15 protein-coding genes are annotated in these 15,605 nt (G+C 65.1%); 9 read left to right on the plus strand and 6 right to left on the minus strand.

The features are described from left to right. Positions 1-59: 59 nt before the first annotated feature. Both QXZ94_RS12130 and QXZ94_RS12135 read right to left on the minus strand, forming a co-directional pair. Entirely contained in the window at positions 60-566 is a 507-nt protein-coding gene (locus QXZ94_RS12130; RefSeq protein ID WP_315720598.1) for a hypothetical protein, read from the minus strand. A gap of 57 nt (positions 567-623) precedes the next feature. Further along, positions 624-1,637 (minus strand): carbon-nitrogen hydrolase family protein, encoded by a 1,014-nt coding sequence (locus QXZ94_RS12135; protein ID WP_315720599.1) that lies wholly within the window; start codon positions 1,635-1,637, stop codon positions 624-626. A 193-nt stretch (positions 1,638-1,830) separates the two neighbouring features. Here QXZ94_RS12135 and QXZ94_RS12140 point away from each other — a divergent pair, with 193 nt between their 5' ends. The 7 genes from QXZ94_RS12140 to QXZ94_RS12170 all read left to right on the plus strand — a co-directional run bounded on the left by QXZ94_RS12140 (position 1,831) and on the right by QXZ94_RS12170 (position 6,427). Continuing rightward, positions 1,831-2,787 carry a helix-turn-helix domain-containing protein gene (locus QXZ94_RS12140; protein ID WP_315720600.1) on the plus strand — a complete coding sequence of 319 codons (957 nt, stop codon included), beginning with the start codon at positions 1,831-1,833 and terminating at the stop codon, positions 2,785-2,787. A gap of 53 nt (positions 2,788-2,840) precedes the next feature. Beyond that, positions 2,841-3,002 (plus strand): hypothetical protein, encoded by a 162-nt coding sequence (locus tag QXZ94_RS12145; protein ID WP_315720601.1) that lies wholly within the window; start codon positions 2,841-2,843, stop codon positions 3,000-3,002. 72 nt (positions 3,003-3,074) lie between these two features. Beyond that, positions 3,075-3,374, plus strand: coding sequence for a cytochrome c (locus QXZ94_RS12150; RefSeq protein ID WP_315720602.1), 300 nt, complete (start codon positions 3,075-3,077; stop codon positions 3,372-3,374). A 99-nt stretch (positions 3,375-3,473) separates the two neighbouring features. After that, on the plus strand, positions 3,474-4,898 hold the full coding sequence (locus QXZ94_RS12155; RefSeq protein WP_315720603.1) for an MFS transporter: 1,425 nt from the start codon (positions 3,474-3,476) through the stop codon (positions 4,896-4,898). Positions 4,899-4,901: 3 nt separating this feature from the next. Then, positions 4,902-5,663: a sulfite exporter TauE/SafE family protein gene (locus tag QXZ94_RS12160; RefSeq protein WP_315720604.1), complete on the plus strand. Its 762-nt coding sequence runs from the start codon at positions 4,902-4,904 to the stop codon at positions 5,661-5,663. A gap of 150 nt (positions 5,664-5,813) precedes the next feature. Then, positions 5,814-6,110 carry a type II toxin-antitoxin system RelE/ParE family toxin gene (locus QXZ94_RS12165; protein WP_315720605.1) on the plus strand — a complete coding sequence of 99 codons (297 nt, stop codon included), beginning with the start codon at positions 5,814-5,816 and terminating at the stop codon, positions 6,108-6,110. 8 nt (positions 6,111-6,118) lie between these two features. Next, a complete protein-coding gene (locus QXZ94_RS12170; RefSeq protein ID WP_315720606.1) occupies positions 6,119-6,427 on the plus strand; it encodes a HigA family addiction module antitoxin in 309 nt (102 codons plus the stop codon). A gap of 189 nt (positions 6,428-6,616) precedes the next feature. On the opposite strand, the gene clpA is transcribed toward QXZ94_RS12170, so the two are convergent. Both clpA and clpS read right to left on the minus strand, forming a co-directional pair. Next, positions 6,617-9,007, minus strand: a complete 2,391-nt coding sequence (clpA, locus tag QXZ94_RS12175; protein ID WP_315720607.1) for an ATP-dependent Clp protease ATP-binding subunit ClpA — start codon at positions 9,005-9,007, stop codon at positions 6,617-6,619. Positions 9,008-9,373: 366 nt separating this feature from the next. Further along, the gene (clpS, locus tag QXZ94_RS12180) at positions 9,374-9,706 is read right to left on the minus strand and encodes an ATP-dependent Clp protease adapter ClpS (RefSeq protein ID WP_008960690.1); all 333 of its coding nucleotides are present in this window, start codon (positions 9,704-9,706) and stop codon (positions 9,374-9,376) included. A gap of 455 nt (positions 9,707-10,161) precedes the next feature. Between clpS and QXZ94_RS12185 the strand changes: the two genes are divergently transcribed. Further along, positions 10,162-11,937, plus strand: coding sequence for a pilus assembly protein (locus tag QXZ94_RS12185; protein ID WP_315720608.1), 1,776 nt, complete (start codon positions 10,162-10,164; stop codon positions 11,935-11,937). 85 nt (positions 11,938-12,022) lie between these two features. Here the strand turns inward: QXZ94_RS12185 and QXZ94_RS12190 are convergent, their stop codons facing one another. Continuing rightward, entirely contained in the window at positions 12,023-12,364 is a 342-nt protein-coding gene (locus QXZ94_RS12190; protein WP_172113956.1) for a phasin family protein, read from the minus strand. Between the two features lie 439 nt (positions 12,365-12,803). Between QXZ94_RS12190 and QXZ94_RS12195 the strand changes: the two genes are divergently transcribed. After that, the gene (locus tag QXZ94_RS12195) at positions 12,804-14,561 is read left to right on the plus strand and encodes a serine hydrolase (RefSeq protein ID WP_315720609.1); all 1,758 of its coding nucleotides are present in this window, start codon (positions 12,804-12,806) and stop codon (positions 14,559-14,561) included. 235 nt (positions 14,562-14,796) lie between these two features. On the opposite strand, the gene QXZ94_RS12200 is transcribed toward QXZ94_RS12195, so the two are convergent. Beyond that, positions 14,797-15,513 (minus strand): DnaJ domain-containing protein, encoded by a 717-nt coding sequence (locus tag QXZ94_RS12200; RefSeq protein ID WP_315720610.1) that lies wholly within the window; start codon positions 15,511-15,513, stop codon positions 14,797-14,799. Positions 15,514-15,605: the final 92 nt, after the last annotated feature.

Below are 15,605 nucleotides of genomic sequence, written 5' to 3' on the forward strand. Positions count from 1 at the left end.
ATCTCGCCGAACTCGTTTACCCTCATCCGAGTAGATCGAAGGATCGAGAAACCGACCAACTACTTTTCTTCGGCCTTTGGCTCCGGCCGTTGAAACTGAATATTGCACTTCTTCGCGATCGAGGCCTGCTCGATGGCCACCATCTGCCCCTTCATGTTGCCGAGCTCGGCGGCCGTCTGCTTATCTCCACCGACAAGAAATGCTGCCGGCCAGAAGATCACGACGGCAGCGGTGGTCGCGATGGTGTCATTCGTCCGCTGCTTGTCTTGAGCTCCGGAGAGAACAGCAGCGCGCGAAGAGACGCTCTGAGCCTCCATTGCAAGCTGCTGGCAGTTGTAGGACTGATAGATCATGGGAGAAACGTAGGTCGGCGTAATGTCAGCCGAACTCGACGCACAGGCGCCAAGAAAAAAAGCGCCAAGAAAAAAAGCGCCCAAAAGGCCGATATTGCGCCACTCTACGAACATAGATTCCCCCCGTGCCCACGAAATCGTGAAGCAATCCGGGGGCGAACGCAAGCCGTTTGAGCCGTCACCGGCGCAATTGAGCCTGAATATCTCCATCATCAGGGTGACTTGGTTTGGCAATGTATCCGTCGATGGCGGCCGCGTTGCCCCGGCCGGTCACCCGGCCGCCTGGGCCTCCCCCGGCGCGACGGTGTCGACGGGAAGCGCAAACGTTTCCACCCGATTGAACGGCTTCTTGTTGAGCAGCAGCCGCGTGACGTCGGGCCGCGAATAGTGCCCGGCGGGATCGGCGGCGTTCTTGGCGATCCCGATCATGCCGAGATCGATCTCGGCGATCAGCAGGCCCTCCTGCTCGGGCGGCAGCTTCTCGACCAGCATCGAGCCATCGGGCCCGAAGATCGCGGCATGGCCGCCGCCGACATGCAGCAGCGCGTGCTTGTCGGGGCGGTCGCAGAGTTCGTCGATCATCGCCTGCGAGACCGTGGCACAGGGCGCCAGCACGAAGCACGAGCCCTCCACGGCATAGACGCGCGAGGCAGCGTTGTTGACGTCGGCGCCGAGCGCCGGCGCGAACGGATCGTACAGCGAGAAGCTCGGCCACGCCGCGACATGCACCTGCTCGTTCTGCGCATACATCGCGTATTTCGACAGCGGCTGCAGATGCTCCCAGCAGCACAGCGCGCCGATCCGGCCGATGTCGGCGCGCTCGTGCACGGCGAGATCGCTGCCATCGCCCTCGCCATAGACCGTCCGCTCGGCATGGGTCGGCCGCAGCTTGCGACGCTTGCCGATGGTCTCACCATCCGAGCCGATCAGCCATTGCGCGATGTAGAGGCTGCCGCCGTCACGCTCGGACAGGCCGAGCACGGCCGTCAGCTTCGCCTTGCGCACCGCGGCGCGCAGCGCGTCGGCCTGCGGGCTGTCATAAGCCAGCGAATTGTCGAAATAGCGCTGCACGAAGCCGCGGCCGATGCACCAGGCGGGCGAGTCCATCCAGATGTGCCAGGGATAGCCGGGGATGAACACCTCCGGGAAGGCGATTAGCTTGGCGCCCTTGTCGGCGGCCTCATCGATCAGCGCGATCGTCTTCTTGATCGAACCGTCCAGGTCGAGCCAGGCAGGCGCCGCCTGCACCACCGCGACCTTGTATTTCGGATGTGCCAGTCCCATCGCTCGTCTCCCCTCGTCCGGATCGGCGGCGCAAGGCGCCGCGCCTCGCCGGGGAGTATTGACCTCGGCCGTCATTCGCGCTCGTCTTGGCGGGAACGAAAACTCGACTGCGGCCGCCAGTCAGACGAGCCGGCCCAGAACTTGCTGCAGATCCGACCATCCACGCGACACGAAAGCGGAGGGAAACGGAGCGATGCCGGTGCTGTTCACGACGGATGGAAGCCCGGGCCACCGCCGGCTGGCGCTGTGGCAGGATATCGTCTGCGACGTCTATGTCGGCCTCGACTGCACGTCCGATCTCGGCAGCGCGTTTCGCGGTGCGGTGACGCACACGACCTTGGGCCGGGCCGTCTGCTCCGAGGTTGCCTCGGACCAGCAGCGCGTCCGCCGGACAACACAGCGCATCGCGCGTGCCGATGCCGACTACGTGCTGGTCGCGCTCGGACGCGAGGGCACCGGCGGCGTCACCCAGGACGGCCGCGACACGGTGATCCGGCCCGGCGAGTTCGCGATCTACGACACGACGCGGCCCTATGAGCTGCAGTTCGACGGGGCCTTCCGGCAGACCGTGTTCAAGCTGCCGCGCGAGATGCTGCAGCGCAGGATTGGCGCAACCGAGGCTGTCACGGCCATCACTTTCGGCAGCGACAGTCCGCTGCAGCCGCTCGCCTATGACTTCATCATCAAGCTGTGCGAGCGCGCCGATCACATCGGCGTCGAGCATGCCGAGCACCTCGCGGATCAGGCCGCCGACCTCCTGGCCATGACTCTGACGGAGCGGCTCAGCACGCAGCCCTTGCCGTCTTCCAGCCATCGCGCGGCCCTGCTCTATCGCATCAAGGCGCATATCCGGACGCGGCTGTCGGATTCGGAGCTGTCGCTGCAGGCCATCGCGCGCGAGGTCGGCCTGTCGGCGCGCTACGTCAGCGACCTGTTCTCGGACGAGCAGCTGTCGTTTCAACGCTTCGTTCTGGCCGAGCGCCTCAAGCACTGCCGGCGCGACATCGGCTCGCCGGCGTTGGGGCATCGTCAGATCGGCGAGATCGCGTTTTCCTGGGGCTTCAACGACCTGTCGCATTTCGGCCGCGTGTTCCGCGAGCAGTTCGGCGTGTCGCCGCGCGAGTGGCGGCGCAGCAGCGCTTCGCGCTAAGCTCGGAGAAAGGCCGACTCCGCGATGCGGCGGCCCGTGCCGGGATTGCTTGGATGCGCCGCTTCGCCATGAAGGCTCTGTTCTCGCTGCTGACGCTGCAGCGGGACGACGAAACGCGGCTGCGCTGGGATCGCATCGTGCTGATCGGCTCGACGCTGGTGACATTGGGGCTGATCGCGCTCTATGCCTACGGCAAGGCGGAGGGCCGCTGGTAGCCCGATGCAACCGAGACCTGAGACGAGTTCCTGATGATGCGACGAATTGGCTCCGCGTGCCTGCTGCTGCTCATGACCTCCACGGCCAGCCATGCACTGGACAGCGAGCAGAGGCGAGGAAAAGCGCTCTTGCAAAGCCTTTGCAGCCGATGTCATGCGATAGGTCCCGCCGGCGCGAGCCCGCATCCCGACGCGCCACCGTTCCGGACCTTTGGTGACAGCAAACTCTACGACGACGATTTTGCCCAGCGACTGCAGAGCGGCCTCTCGACCATCCACAAGGACATGCCGAGCTTCCGGTTCGATCGGGCCGACGCGGAAGCCGCCGTCAATTATCTCAAGGCCATCCAGGTCCGCCCCAGGCGGCGGTGACGCGTCGGCACCATCCGCCGGTCTGGAACGGGACTTGTGCGTTGCGGTTGCCCGTTCCCGTCCCCTTTCCGCGGCCCGGCTGCCGCCGGAGCCCGCGCCATGACATCGCCGACCAGGGTCCTGCACGCCGACGGCCTGCCGCTGCCGCAGCGGACCTGGGCGATCGTGACCATCGCCCTCGGCATCGTGCTCGCGGTCGTAGACGGCGCGATTGCCAATGTGGCGCTGCCGACGATTGCCCGCGACCTCAATGCGAGCCCCGCCTTCTCGATCTGGATCGTCAATGGCTATCAGCTCGCGGTCACGATCTCGCTGCTGCCGCTCGCCTCGCTCGGCGAGATCATCGGCTATCGCCGGGTCTATCTCGCCGGCCTCGTGCTGTTCACGGCTGCGTCCGCCTTCTGTGCATTGGCTGACAGCCTGCTGCTGCTGACGCTCGCCCGCATCCTGCAGGGGTTTGGCGCCGCCGGCATCCTCAGCGTCAACTCGGCGCTGGTGCGCTTCACCTATCCGCAGGCGCTGCTCGGTCGCGGCATCGGCATCAATGCGATGGTCGTCGCCGTCTCGGCTGCGGTCGGACCGACCATCGCCGCCGGCATCCTCGCGGTCGGCAGCTGGCCCTGGCTGTTCGCGATCAACGTGCCGCTCGGCATCGTCACCTTCGTCTTCGGCTTCCGCTTCCTGCCGCACACGCCGCGCGCGTCGCACATGTTCGACTGGCAGAGCGCGGCACTCAGCGCGGTAACCTTCGGTTTCCTCATCGCCGCCGTCGACAGCCTCGGTCACGGCGAGGCCCTGGTCACCTGCGCCGTCGAGTTCGTCGTCGCCGTCACCGCCGGCGTCTGGCTGGTGTACCGGCAGACGCACATGGCCTCGCCGCTGCTGCCGCTCGATCTCCTGCGCATCCCCGTGTTCGCGCTGTCGATCGCGACCTCGATCTCGTCGTTCTGCGGCCAGATGCTCGCCTTCGTCGCCATTCCCTTCTATCTCGAAAGCCATTTCGGCTATTCGCCGGTGCAGATGGGCCTCTTGATCACGCCCTGGCCGATCGCGGTCGGCCTGACCGCCCCCATCGCCGGCCGGCTGGTGGAGCGGGTGCCGGCCGGCCTGCTCGGCGGCGTCGGCCTCGTCATCTTTGCGCTGGGGCTCGGCGCGCTCGGCCTGCTGCCGCGCGAGCCGTCGTCATGGGACGTCGTCTGGCGGATGGCGCTGGCCGGCTGCGGCTTCGGCCTGTTTCAGACCCCGAACAACCGCACCATGATCGCGGCCGCGCCGCGCGAGCGCGCCGGCGGCGCCAGCGGCATGCTCGGCACTGCGCGCCTGCTGGGTCAAACGACGGGCGCCGCGCTGGTCGCCATGTTCCTCGCGATTGATCCAGTCGACGGCACCCGGCTGTCGCTCCTGACCGGGGTCGGCTTCGCCCTGGTCGGCGCATTCCTGAGCATGCTGCGCCTCTCGCCGGCCGGCGCGCGCGGCGCCGAGCATGTGCGGGTCCAGGACGGTCAGCGGTTGAAGGGCGAATAGGCCATGGCCGATTGGATGATGCTCGCTTTGCTCGCGCTCGCCGCGTTCGGCTCGGGCATCGTCAATGCGCTGGCCGGCGGCGGCGCCTTCCTGACCTTCCCCACCCTGCTCGCGGCCGGCATTCCCGCGATCGACGCCAACGCCTCGAGTACGGTCGCGCTCTGCCCCGGCCAGTTCGTCAGCGCCTTCGCCTCGCGCGAGATCCTGAACGATCCCAAGGCATCGTGGCGTGGCGACCTCGTCCGGCTGTCGATCATCAGCCTGATCGGCGGCACGTTGGGAGCGGTGCTGTTGCTGGTGACGCCATCGGATGCGTTCAGCCGGCTGGTGCCGTGGCTGCTTCTGTTCGCAACCACCGTGTTCGCATTCGGCATGCGTTTCACGCCGAAGGACGGCGCGCGCTGGATCGGGCCGGTGACCATCCAGGCCGTCCAGTTCGTGATCGCAATCTATGGCGGCTATTTCGGCGGCGGCATCGGCATCCTGATGCTGGCCGCTCTGGTGTTCTACGGGATGCGCGACATCCGCGCCATGAACGGCCTGAAGATCTGGTTGGCGGCGCTGATGAACATCATGGCCTCGGCGATCTTCGCATTCTCCGGCCGCGTGCATTGGCTGGAGACGCTGACGATGATGTGCACGGGCATGCTTGGCGGCTTCGTCGGCGCACGCCTCGGCCAGATCATCCCGCCGGCTTACGTGCGCCGCTTCGTCATCGCGGTCGGCTGCGGCCTGACGGTCTACTTTTTCGTCAAGCCGGCCTGAGGCGCGAGCCCCTTATCACCCCTGATGCTCAGCGCCGGGGTGATCCTGGATCAGATGCATTCCGCAGTTCGTCACCTCAGCCTCGCAAAGATGGAGGAGCATTGCGGGCTGTGTCATAGGGTGGTACACCGCCTCAAACGGGGCGGCACGATGATCGTGAGCTTTCGGGATGACTGGCTGCATCGGTTCTTCGTCGACGACGTCAGGTCCAAGAAGATCCCGGCGGATCTGGAAGACAGGCTGTTCCGGAAGCTCCAGTTGATCGACGATGCCGCCACCGACGGCGATTTGCGGTCCCCGCCGAGCAATCATTTCGAGAAGCCGCGCGGCCATCTCGACGGCTTTCATTGCATCCGCGTCAACAAGCGCTGGCGGCTCGTGTTTCGCTGGCACGGCGGCCGCGGCGAGGCGACCGATCTCTATCTTGATGACCACAGCTACGAGTGAGCCCATCCATGCTGATGACCAAACGCAAGCCGGCGACGGTGGCCGAGATCCTTGTCGAGGAGTTCATGCAGCCGCTCCGGCTGACGCAGACCGCGCTGGCGGCAGCGATGGGTGTGCAGCGCAAGCACGTCAACGAGCTCTGCAACGGCAAGCGCAACGTCACCGCCGCCACCGCCCTCATCCTCGCCCGCGTGTTCGGCAACAGCGCGGAGTTTTGGCTCAACGTCCAGCGCCGCACAGACCTTTGGAACGCGCTGCATTCGCCACGTGACCGCAAGCGGATCGACCGCGCGAAGCCGCTCAATTCGGCGGCGTGAGCCCCGGTCCACCCCTCCAGATCGAGGATCGGAAAAACAAAGCCGACACGACGTGGCGGGGGCGCGGCCCAAGGGAGAGAGCGTCTCGACCAAGCTTTCCCGACCAGATAGACGAGTGCTGAAGAGAAGAGGCCCAACAAAAAGGCCGGCGAGACGCCGGCCTTTTCAGTCAATGGTATCGTCAGGGCATCACGCCTTCACCAGCGGTCCCTTCGGAGCGGGCCCCTTCGGGCCGCCGCCGCCGGACTTCGGCTTGCGCTTACGCGCGGCCGGCACCTCCGACTTCGGCGTGACCGGCCCCTCGACGAACTCGAAGCCGATCTTCTCGTCCACGCCGGACTCGTCCTTGACGAGGACGACACGGACATGACCGCCACCCTTCAGCTGGCCGAACAGCACCTCGTCGGCCAGCGGCTTCTTGATGTGCTCCTGGATCACGCGGCCCATCGGACGCGCGCCCATCTGCTCGTCATAGCCGTGCTGGATGAGCCACGCCTTGGCCGGCTCCGACAGCTCGATCGTGACGTCGCGATCGGCCAGCTGGGCCTCGAGCTGCAGCACGAACTTCTCGACGACCATGCCGATCACCTCGACGTTGAGGTGTGCGAACGAGACGATGGAGTCGAGACGGTTGCGGAATTCCGGCGCGAACTGCCGGTTGATCGCCTCGTGGTCGTCGCCTTCCCGCTTGGCGCGGTGGAAGCCGAAGGCCTGCTTGGCCATGTCGGCAGCGCCCGCATTCGTGGTCATGATCAGGATCACGTTGCGGAAGTTGACCTGCTTGCCGTTGTGGTCGGTGAGCCGGCCATGGTCCATGATCTGCAGCAGCACGTTGTACAGATCCGGATGCGCCTTCTCGATCTCGTCCAGCAGCACCACGCAATGCGGATGCTGGTCGACGCCATCGGTCAGCAGACCGCCCTGGTCGAAGCCGACATAGCCGGGAGGCGCGCCGATCAGCCGCGACACGGTGTGCCGCTCCATGTACTCGGACATGTCGAAGCGCAGCAGCTCGACGCCCAAGGTCGCAGCGAGCTGCTTGGCGACCTCGGTCTTGCCGACACCGGTCGGACCCGAGAACAGATAGCAGCCGATCGGCTTCTCCGGCTCGCGCAGGCCGGCCCGCGCCAGCTTGATCGAGGCCGACAGCGATTCGATCGCCTTGTCCTGGCCGAATACGACGCGCTTGAGGGTCTGCTCGAGATGCTTGAGCACCTCGGCATCGTCCTTCGACACGCTCTTCGGCGGGATCCGCGCCATGGTGGCGATCGTGGTCTCGATCTCCTTGATGCCGATCGTCTTCTTGCGCTTGTTCTCGGCGAGCAGCATCTGCGCCGCACCGGACTCGTCGATCACGTCGATCGCCTTGTCCGGCAGCTTGCGGTCGTGGATGTAGCGCGACGACAGTTGCACCGCGGCCTCGATGGCCTCGTTGGTGTACTTCAGGCGGTGATAGTCCTCGAAATACGGCTTCAGGCCCTTGAGGATCGCAATCGCATCCTCGACCGAGGGCTCATTGACGTCGATCTTCTGGAACCGGCGCACCAGCGCGCGGTCCTTCTCGAAGTGCTGGCGATATTCCTTGTAGGTCGTCGATCCCATGCAGCGGATCGAGCCCGAGGCCAGCGCCGGCTTCAACAGGTTCGAGGCGTCCATGGCGCCGCCCGACGTCGCACCCGCACCGATCACGGTGTGGATCTCGTCGATGAACAGGATCGCGTTCGGATGCGCCTCGAGTTCCTTGAGGACCTGCTTCAGCCGCTCCTCGAAGTCGCCGCGATAGCGCGTGCCGGCCAGCAGCGTCCCCATGTCCAGCGAGAACACGGTTGCCGCCGACAGCACCTCCGGAACCTCGCTGTCGACGATGCGCTTGGCGAGGCCTTCGGCAATCGCGGTCTTGCCGACGCCGGCTTCACCGACGAACAGCGGGTTGTTCTTCTGGCGTCGGCAGAGCACCTGGATGGCGCGGTTGATCTCGGAGTTGCGGCCGATCACCGGGTCGATCTTGCCGTCGCGGGCCTTCTTGTTGAGATTGACGCAATAGGTTTCCAGCGCCTCGCCCTTTTTCTTGGAGTCCTCACTGCCCTTGGTCTCGGTCTCCTCGTCGACGCCGCGCACGGGGCGCGCTTCGGAGACGCCGGGGCGCTTGGCGATGCCGTGGCTGATGTAGTTCACGGCGTCGTAGCGCGTCATGTCCTGCTCTTGCAGGAAGTAGGCGGCGTGGCTCTCACGCTCGGCGAAGATCGCGATCAGCACATTGGCGCCGGTCACCTCTTCACGGCCCGACGACTGAACGTGGATCACCGCGCGCTGGATCACACGCTGGAAGCCGGCGGTCGGCTTGGCGTCGTCGCTGCCGTCCGTGACCAGATTTTCGAACTCGGTTTCGAGATAATTGACGAGACTGCCGCGCAGCTTGTCGAGGTCGACGCTGCACGCGCGCATCACGGCCGCTGCATCGCTGTCATCGATCAAGGACAAGAGGAGATGTTCCAATGTCGCGTATTGATGATGACGCTCGTTGGCAATCGCCAGCGCACGATGCAGGGATTGTTCAAGGCTTTGAGAAAAAGTCGGCATGCGCGTCCTCTGTGGCCCCCTGCCATCATGATCGCCGCCGCCCGGTCAGGCAACAACAACCTTTGTCAAATATAGTTATAACCGAGTGCGACAAAAGACCGGTCGGGCGGCTCGATTACGCGTTCACTCGATCGTCAATGCAAAACCCGTTCCGATTGTGACGCATCCGATCGTGACGCCTCCGATCGTGACGCGTCCGGCTGCGACAGCCGCAGCGAGCGATCTCCGGGCAAGGATCCGGCTTGGACCGAGACGCCACACCGGCCGTAATTCCCCGGACCAGACCATCTCGCGGCGCTGACCGCAGGGACCTGCGACGGCCCATTGAGCGCTCGCGCCAGGCGGATCTCCCCGCGCAGACCCGCCCTATTTTTTCTCCATCACACACTGCAACGGGTGCTGGTGCTTGCGGGCGAAATCCATCACCTGCGTCACCTTGGTCTCGGCGATCTCGTAAGTGAAAACGCCGCACTCCCCGATGCCATGATGGTGCACATGGAGCATGATCTTGGTCGCGGCCTCGACGTCCTTGTTGAAGAACTTCTCCAGGACGTGAACGACGAATTCCATCGGCGTGTAATCGTCGTTCAAAATCAGAACGCGATAGAGATTGGGGCGTTTGGTCTTCGGTTTCACCTTGGTGATCACGGACGTGACCGGACCCCCGGTGCCACCGGACTTGTTGTCGTTATTGCTCATCCTAGGTGCGGATCGGTTCAATCTGGAATTTGGCTGCGACATCTTGCACGCGTTAGATAATGTTGCGAGGACACCGATAAAGGGTTTCCCGCACTGTCCCCTCCGGGCCGCTTCCGCCACCCGGTCCTGCGTTCCAGATCGCCTGTCCCTGCCGACCGGCCCGATCGGACCGACTCCAGGAATATGGGTCAGCGGCCGGTTTGCCGCAAGCGCGTCCCCATGGATGGAGCGACGCTCCGGCAGGACCGATTCCCTGCCCCGGCGATGAGTCCAAAGGTTAATCAAACCGGTGGCATTTTACAAAGCCGATTCACCGGGCGTTGACAGGGAACCCGCGCGCCGTGCGAACGAGCCGCCATGCTGCGGGATTTGCAGCGTTTTTCGAGGATTCGATTCACCGACCCTTGAGGATCGGGGCGCCAGATCGCTCGCAGACATCATCATTGGTGAGCGACATGACCGCTGCGACCCTCGTCCGCTTCTGCCGCCGTATTGTGCGACGCTTCGCCCGCGACAACCGGGGCAACATTGCGGTGACCTTTGCCATCGCACTGTTGCCGATCCTGGCCTTCGTCGGCGCCGGCGTCGACTACAGCCGCGCCAATGCCGCAAAATCGTCGATGCAGGCCGCGCTGGATTCGACCGCGCTGATGCTGTCGCGCGATCTGGCCCAGGGAACGATCACCTCGGCCGACATCGGAACGAAGGCATCCGCCTATTTCAAGGCGCTCTACACCAGCGCGGACGCCAAGAGCGTCGCGGTGACCGCCAACTATACCGCTTCGAGCAGCTCCTCGGCGTCCAACATCCAGCTCACCGCCTCCGGCCAGATCATCACCCAGTTCATGAAGCTCGCAGGCTTCCCGACGATGGACTTCAGCACCAAGGCGACCACGACCTGGGGTGACGTGAAGATGCGCGTCGCGCTCGCGCTCGACAATACCGGCTCGATGGCCTCCAGCAACAAGATGACGGCGCTGCAGAACGCGGTCGCCGGCAGCGGCGGCCTGATCGATCAGCTCAGCGCGCTCGCCAAGACCCCGGGCGACGTCTACATCTCCGTCATTCCGTTCGCCAAGGTCGTCAACGTCGGCGCCAACAACTACGCCCAGGACTGGATCGACTGGACCGATTGGCAGAATCCGCCCACGATCCAGCCCAATAACGGCTCCTATCAGGCCGCAATCCCGAACGGGAGCTACACCCAGGCGCAGTGGGACATGGTGGGACCGGGATCGTCCTGTCCGTTCAGGTCCAGCAACGGCTTCTCCTACTTCTCCTGCGCCAGCGAGCCGACAACGGGAAGCTCCAGTGCCTCCCGAATCCCATCGAGCGGGACTTACAACGGGTACATCTGCCCCGGCTACGATTCCGCCTCGCACAGCTACTATAACGGCTGCTGGACCAGCGTGCAGACCAGCACCCGGGTGAACTGGTGCACCGGCAGCAACTGCAGCTGTCAGACCAGCGGCAGCAACATTCCGAACAACACCTGTAGCTGCACCGGCAGCTATTCCAGCACCGTCTGCAAGGTCAACACCTTCACGCATACCTGGGTTGCCAACGCCAAGAGCACCTGGACCGGCTGCGTCGCCGACCGCACCCAGCCGAATGACGCGAACGCCGTCTCGCCCGCGACATCCGATGTCACGACGCTGTTTCCGGCCAACCAGCACATGGAGAACAGCACCCAGTACTGCAGCAGCAGCGCCTCAACGAAGCTCGCCCAGATCGTGCCGCTCAGCTACAATTGGAGCTCGCTGAAGAGCGCCGTCAACGCCATGGAGCCGACCGGCGGCACCAACCAGGCGATCGGCATGGCCTGGGCGGTGCAATCGCTAATCCCGAACGGCGTGCTCGGGGCGCCTGCCGAGGACGCCAACACCACCTACAACCGGGTCATCATCCTGCTGTCGGACGGCCTGAACACCGAGGACCGCTGGCCGGAATACGGCAACGGCTCGAGCCAGGCCTCGGGCAATCCGATCGATGCGCGCCAGGCCCTGCTCTGCTCGAACCTCAAGAACAGCAAGGATGCCAAAGGCAATTCGATGTACACGATCTACACGATCCAGGTGAACACGAGCTCGCCCGCCGATGCGACCTCGACCGTGCTGCAGAACTGCGCCAGCAGCCCGGACAAGTTCTACATGCTGACGAGCTCGAGCCAGATCGTGGCGACGTTCAATTCGATCGGAACCGCGCTGTCGAAGCTGCGCGTCGCCAAATAGTCGCGGGCATCGACGCATTGCTGCCGCCCAACAAAAAAGCCCGGCGCGAGCCGGGCTTTCCGCTGTCACCGAACAACGGCTGCGATCAATGCGCGGCCGGCGGGGTGAACTTGGCAGCGAAACCTTCGAGCGGCTTGAACGCCTGCTTGGCGAGGTCCGAATACAGGCCGGCGATCTTCTGCGAATCGGCGACGAAGGTCTCGTAGGCCGACTTGGCGTATTCGGTCTGGACCTCGAGCACCTTGTCGAGCGACTTCACGCCCGAGAGCTTCTCGACGAACGACTTGGTGTCCTCGAACGACTTCTTGGTGTAGTCGCCGTAGGCCGTGGCGATCGCATGCAGGCCGTTCTGGACCGTGGTCGCGGAGTTCACGACGGTCTCGAACTGCTCTTTGCCGTAGTTCTGAATGTCTTCAACCTTAAACATGTGGCATTCCTTTCCCTGACTTTAGCGCCCGCAGGGAGGCCCCGGCTCCCTGACGCAGTCCCAATATAGTGCACCGCACAATAGAAAGCAAGAATCTTGTGCAATGCACCATCATGGGCATTGCTTCACGCCGAAGTCTGCTAATGGCTCAGATGCTTCACGTCGGGCCAGTTCGACCGAAATCCCCGGGTTCGGCGCAAGGTTTCTTTAATCCTTTGGCAACTCGACCGTCCTAACCTCTCCTGTGGTCCCGGCCAGCGTCGGCCGAACCGTAAAGCTGTTCTAAAACAGCGTCTTAACAAAACCTCAGTTCGGGCCCTTCGATGCATGACCGCGTCGAGGCGCAAACTGGAGGTCCGACAGGCAAGATCACGGGAGCGTTTTGGCACAATTTCGCCTTACGGGCCGGTGATCACGTCAGAAATTGGACGGGGATTTCATGCTTCGCAAAAACTTGGCTTCCTCGCGCCTGCTGCGGGTTGGCGTCTACGGGCTGCTCACGCTCACGGTGGCGGCAGTGGTCACGGTCGACAGCGCGGAAGCGCGCCGGCGCCATCGGCACCACCATGCGCGCCACTCCCCCCACAATGACGAGGGCAGCTACAGCCCGGCATTCGCCTCGATCGTCGTCGACGGCAATTCCGGCGCGACGCTGACCGCGACCAATCCGGACGCGCTGCGGCACCCCGCCTCGCTCACCAAGATCATGACGCTCTATCTGCTGTTCGAGCGCCTCGAGTCCGGCAAGATGAAGCTCGACACCGAGATGCCGGTGTCGGAGCACGCCTCCGAGCAGTCGCCGACCAAGCTCGGCCTGCGCCCCGGACAGAGCATCCGCGTCGAGGATGCGATCAAGGGCCTGGTGACGCGCTCGGCCAACGACGCCGCCGTGGTCATCGCGGAAGCGATCGGCGGCGACGAGGACGAGTTCGCCAAGATGATGACGCGCAAGGCGCGCTCGCTCGGCATGAGCCGCACCACCTATGTCAACGCCTCCGGTCTTCCGGCCGACGCCCAGATCACGACGGCACGCGACCAGTCGATCCTCGGCCGCGCGATCCAGGACCGCTTCCCGCGCTACTATCGCTATTTCTCGACGGTGGTGTTCAATTATCGCGGCCAGTCGATCCGCAACCACAACCACCTGCTCGGCAGCGTCGAGGGCATCGACGGCATCAAGACCGGCTATACCCGCGCCTCCGGCTTCAACATCGTGACCTCGCTCCGTCGCGGCAACCGCCATCTGGTCGGCGTCGTGCTCGGCGGCCGCAGCGGCGGCTCGCGCGACGCGATCATGCGCAACCTGCTGGCCGAAAATCTCGACAAGGGCGCGACCCGCCGCACCGTGGCGGCGATCGGCGAGCGCGGCGGATCCGATGCCGGCGACAGCGCCGACCAGGGCACCGTCCAGCTCGCCTCGGCTGCGCCGGAGACGCCGGCGCCGAGCCGCGCCGCCAAGCTGATGTCGACCCTCTCGGAAGCGACCGCGGCGCTGCCGCCGTCGGCGCCGAAGGAGGCCAGGGTCGAGCCCGCCCCGATGACCTCCGGTGTGATCCAGAACCAGCCGATGTCGCTCGTTCCCGGCTCGACCGAGCCGATGAAGCCGGTCAAGGTCCGGACGGTTCAGGTCAAGGCTGGCGCCGTGAAGCTCGCCACCGCCGCGCCGCAGCCGGTTGCCCCTGCTCCCGCGCCGTTCGCGCAGCGCGTCGAGGCCATCGAACCGGCGCCGCCGATCGTCCGCGCCGAGGCCCCGCGTCCCGAGCTGCCGCCGCAGCCTGCGGGTCACGGCACCGGCAACGGCATTCTCGGCGTGCTGCCGGCCTCCAGCCTGCCGCCCGCCTCGTCGCAGGCCATGGCCTATGCTGCGCCTCCCGCCCCGCCGTCGCAGCCGCCGACGCAGTTGGCGTCCGCCAGCCCTGCTGCAGAGGTTCCGGTTCGCTCCGCCGTGGCACGTAGCGGCTGGATCATCCAGGTCGGCGCGCTCGACAGCGAGGCCGAGGCGCAGAAGCGGATCGAGGCCGCGCGCAGCTCGGCGCAGGGCCTGCTGAGCAAGGCGGATCCGTTCACCGAGACCATCTCGAAAGGTGACAAGACGCTGATCCGCGCCCGCTTCGCCGGTCTCGATCGCGATCAGGCCGAAGCGGTGTGCAAGAAGCTGAAGCGCGCCGACATCTCCTGCATGACCGTGCACAACTAACGCACATCACCATAGCTGCCGATGAGGCCCGCGCGACACACGCGCGGGCCTTTTCTTTTGCGGACAGCCCCGGCAGTGCGTCGGCCCAACCGGTGAAAACCACTCGTCAAGGAATTGCCGCTAGAACTTTTTCACCATGACGAATGATCGCGCCTGACGAAGTCGAGAGCAGCAGGCGTCGTTTCACTGCGGTGGAAGCGGGTTCGGTGTTGTGGCGTTGGTGGCGTTGCCGGAGTTAGCCGTGATGCGTACGAAGCAGAGTATCCTTGGCCTCGTTCACCCGGGCGGCGAGATACGTCGACCCCCCTTGGTCGGGATGCAGTTTCTTCATGAGCGCACGGTGGGCACGCCCGATCTCGTCACGCCCCGCGCCCGGCTGCAGGCCAAGGATCTGATAGGCCTCCTCCGCCGTCATTTTGGAGCTCGACGCCGCGCGGCGCTGCCCCCCTGCCGCGTCGCGCTGCGCGTGCTGACGCCAAGCGGGAAACCGGCGGTCCAGATAAGTTTCAAGTAGCGAGACGCTGTCGGCGTCGAGGCCTGGCAGCATCGCTGCGAGCTGCGGCAGATCGAACTCGTCCAGCGCACGGCCGGCATGAGCGCCGGCGACGAAGCGGCCCTGCAGCTGGCCGCTGTCATGGTCGAGCATCATCTCGATCGCGGGCGAGCGCACCCGCGAGCTCTGACCGGAGGAGCGCGCTCCGCCCAGCCCGAACATGCTGCCGACATTGCCGAGACCGCCCGGCGACCAGCCCAGCAGCCCTGCCCCGAATAACCCGATCGGAATCGCCACCACCAGCTCGCCGCGAAGGCCGGTGAAGGCCGCGACCGCGAGACAAGCGATGCCTCCGGCGAACTTGATCGCGCGCGCCAGGGCCGCCGGATTGGCGTTCCGGAACATCTGCAGCAACAGATAGAGGGTGATGACGGCGACGGCGCCCGCGATCAGTGTCATCGGCGGAATATAGGGCCTGTCGCGACAAAAAGCATGACCGGCCCGGTGTGACGCTGATGGCTTCAACAGGCGTGTCGCGCCAGCCGACCGCG

This window comes from Bradyrhizobium sp. SZCCHNS2022 (assembly GCF_032377575.1).
Classification (GTDB): domain Bacteria; phylum Pseudomonadota; class Alphaproteobacteria; order Rhizobiales; family Xanthobacteraceae; genus Bradyrhizobium; species Bradyrhizobium aeschynomenes.

Excerpts from the sequence above, each read along its gene's own strand:
- QXZ94_RS12170 (WP_315720606.1), top strand. The coding sequence starts at position 6,119 with ATGCTGATGACCAAACGCAAGCCGGCGACGGTGGCCGAGATCCTTGTC.
- QXZ94_RS12140 (WP_315720600.1), top strand. The coding sequence starts at position 1,831 with ATGCCGGTGCTGTTCACGACGGATGGAAGCCCGGGCCACCGCCGGCTG.
- QXZ94_RS12200 (WP_315720610.1), bottom strand. The coding sequence starts at position 15,513 with ATGACACTGATCGCGGGCGCCGTCGCCGTCATCACCCTCTATCTGTTG.
- QXZ94_RS12195 (WP_315720609.1), top strand. The coding sequence starts at position 12,804 with ATGCTTCGCAAAAACTTGGCTTCCTCGCGCCTGCTGCGGGTTGGCGTC.
- QXZ94_RS12135 (WP_315720599.1), bottom strand. The coding sequence starts at position 1,637 with ATGGGACTGGCACATCCGAAATACAAGGTCGCGGTGGTGCAGGCGGCG.
- QXZ94_RS12145 (WP_315720601.1), top strand. The coding sequence starts at position 2,841 with ATGCGCCGCTTCGCCATGAAGGCTCTGTTCTCGCTGCTGACGCTGCAG.
- QXZ94_RS12190 (WP_172113956.1), bottom strand. The coding sequence starts at position 12,364 with ATGTTTAAGGTTGAAGACATTCAGAACTACGGCAAAGAGCAGTTCGAG.
- QXZ94_RS12155 (WP_315720603.1), top strand. The coding sequence starts at position 3,474 with ATGACATCGCCGACCAGGGTCCTGCACGCCGACGGCCTGCCGCTGCCG.
- QXZ94_RS12185 (WP_315720608.1), top strand. The coding sequence starts at position 10,162 with ATGACCGCTGCGACCCTCGTCCGCTTCTGCCGCCGTATTGTGCGACGC.
- QXZ94_RS12150 (WP_315720602.1), top strand. The coding sequence starts at position 3,075 with ATGACCTCCACGGCCAGCCATGCACTGGACAGCGAGCAGAGGCGAGGA.
- QXZ94_RS12165 (WP_315720605.1), top strand. The coding sequence starts at position 5,814 with ATGATCGTGAGCTTTCGGGATGACTGGCTGCATCGGTTCTTCGTCGAC.
- QXZ94_RS12130 (WP_315720598.1), bottom strand. The coding sequence starts at position 566 with ATGATGGAGATATTCAGGCTCAATTGCGCCGGTGACGGCTCAAACGGC.
- clpS (WP_008960690.1), bottom strand. The coding sequence starts at position 9,706 with ATGAGCAATAACGACAACAAGTCCGGTGGCACCGGGGGTCCGGTCACG.
- QXZ94_RS12160 (WP_315720604.1), top strand. The coding sequence starts at position 4,902 with ATGGCCGATTGGATGATGCTCGCTTTGCTCGCGCTCGCCGCGTTCGGC.
- clpA (WP_315720607.1), bottom strand. The coding sequence starts at position 9,007 with ATGCCGACTTTTTCTCAAAGCCTTGAACAATCCCTGCATCGTGCGCTG.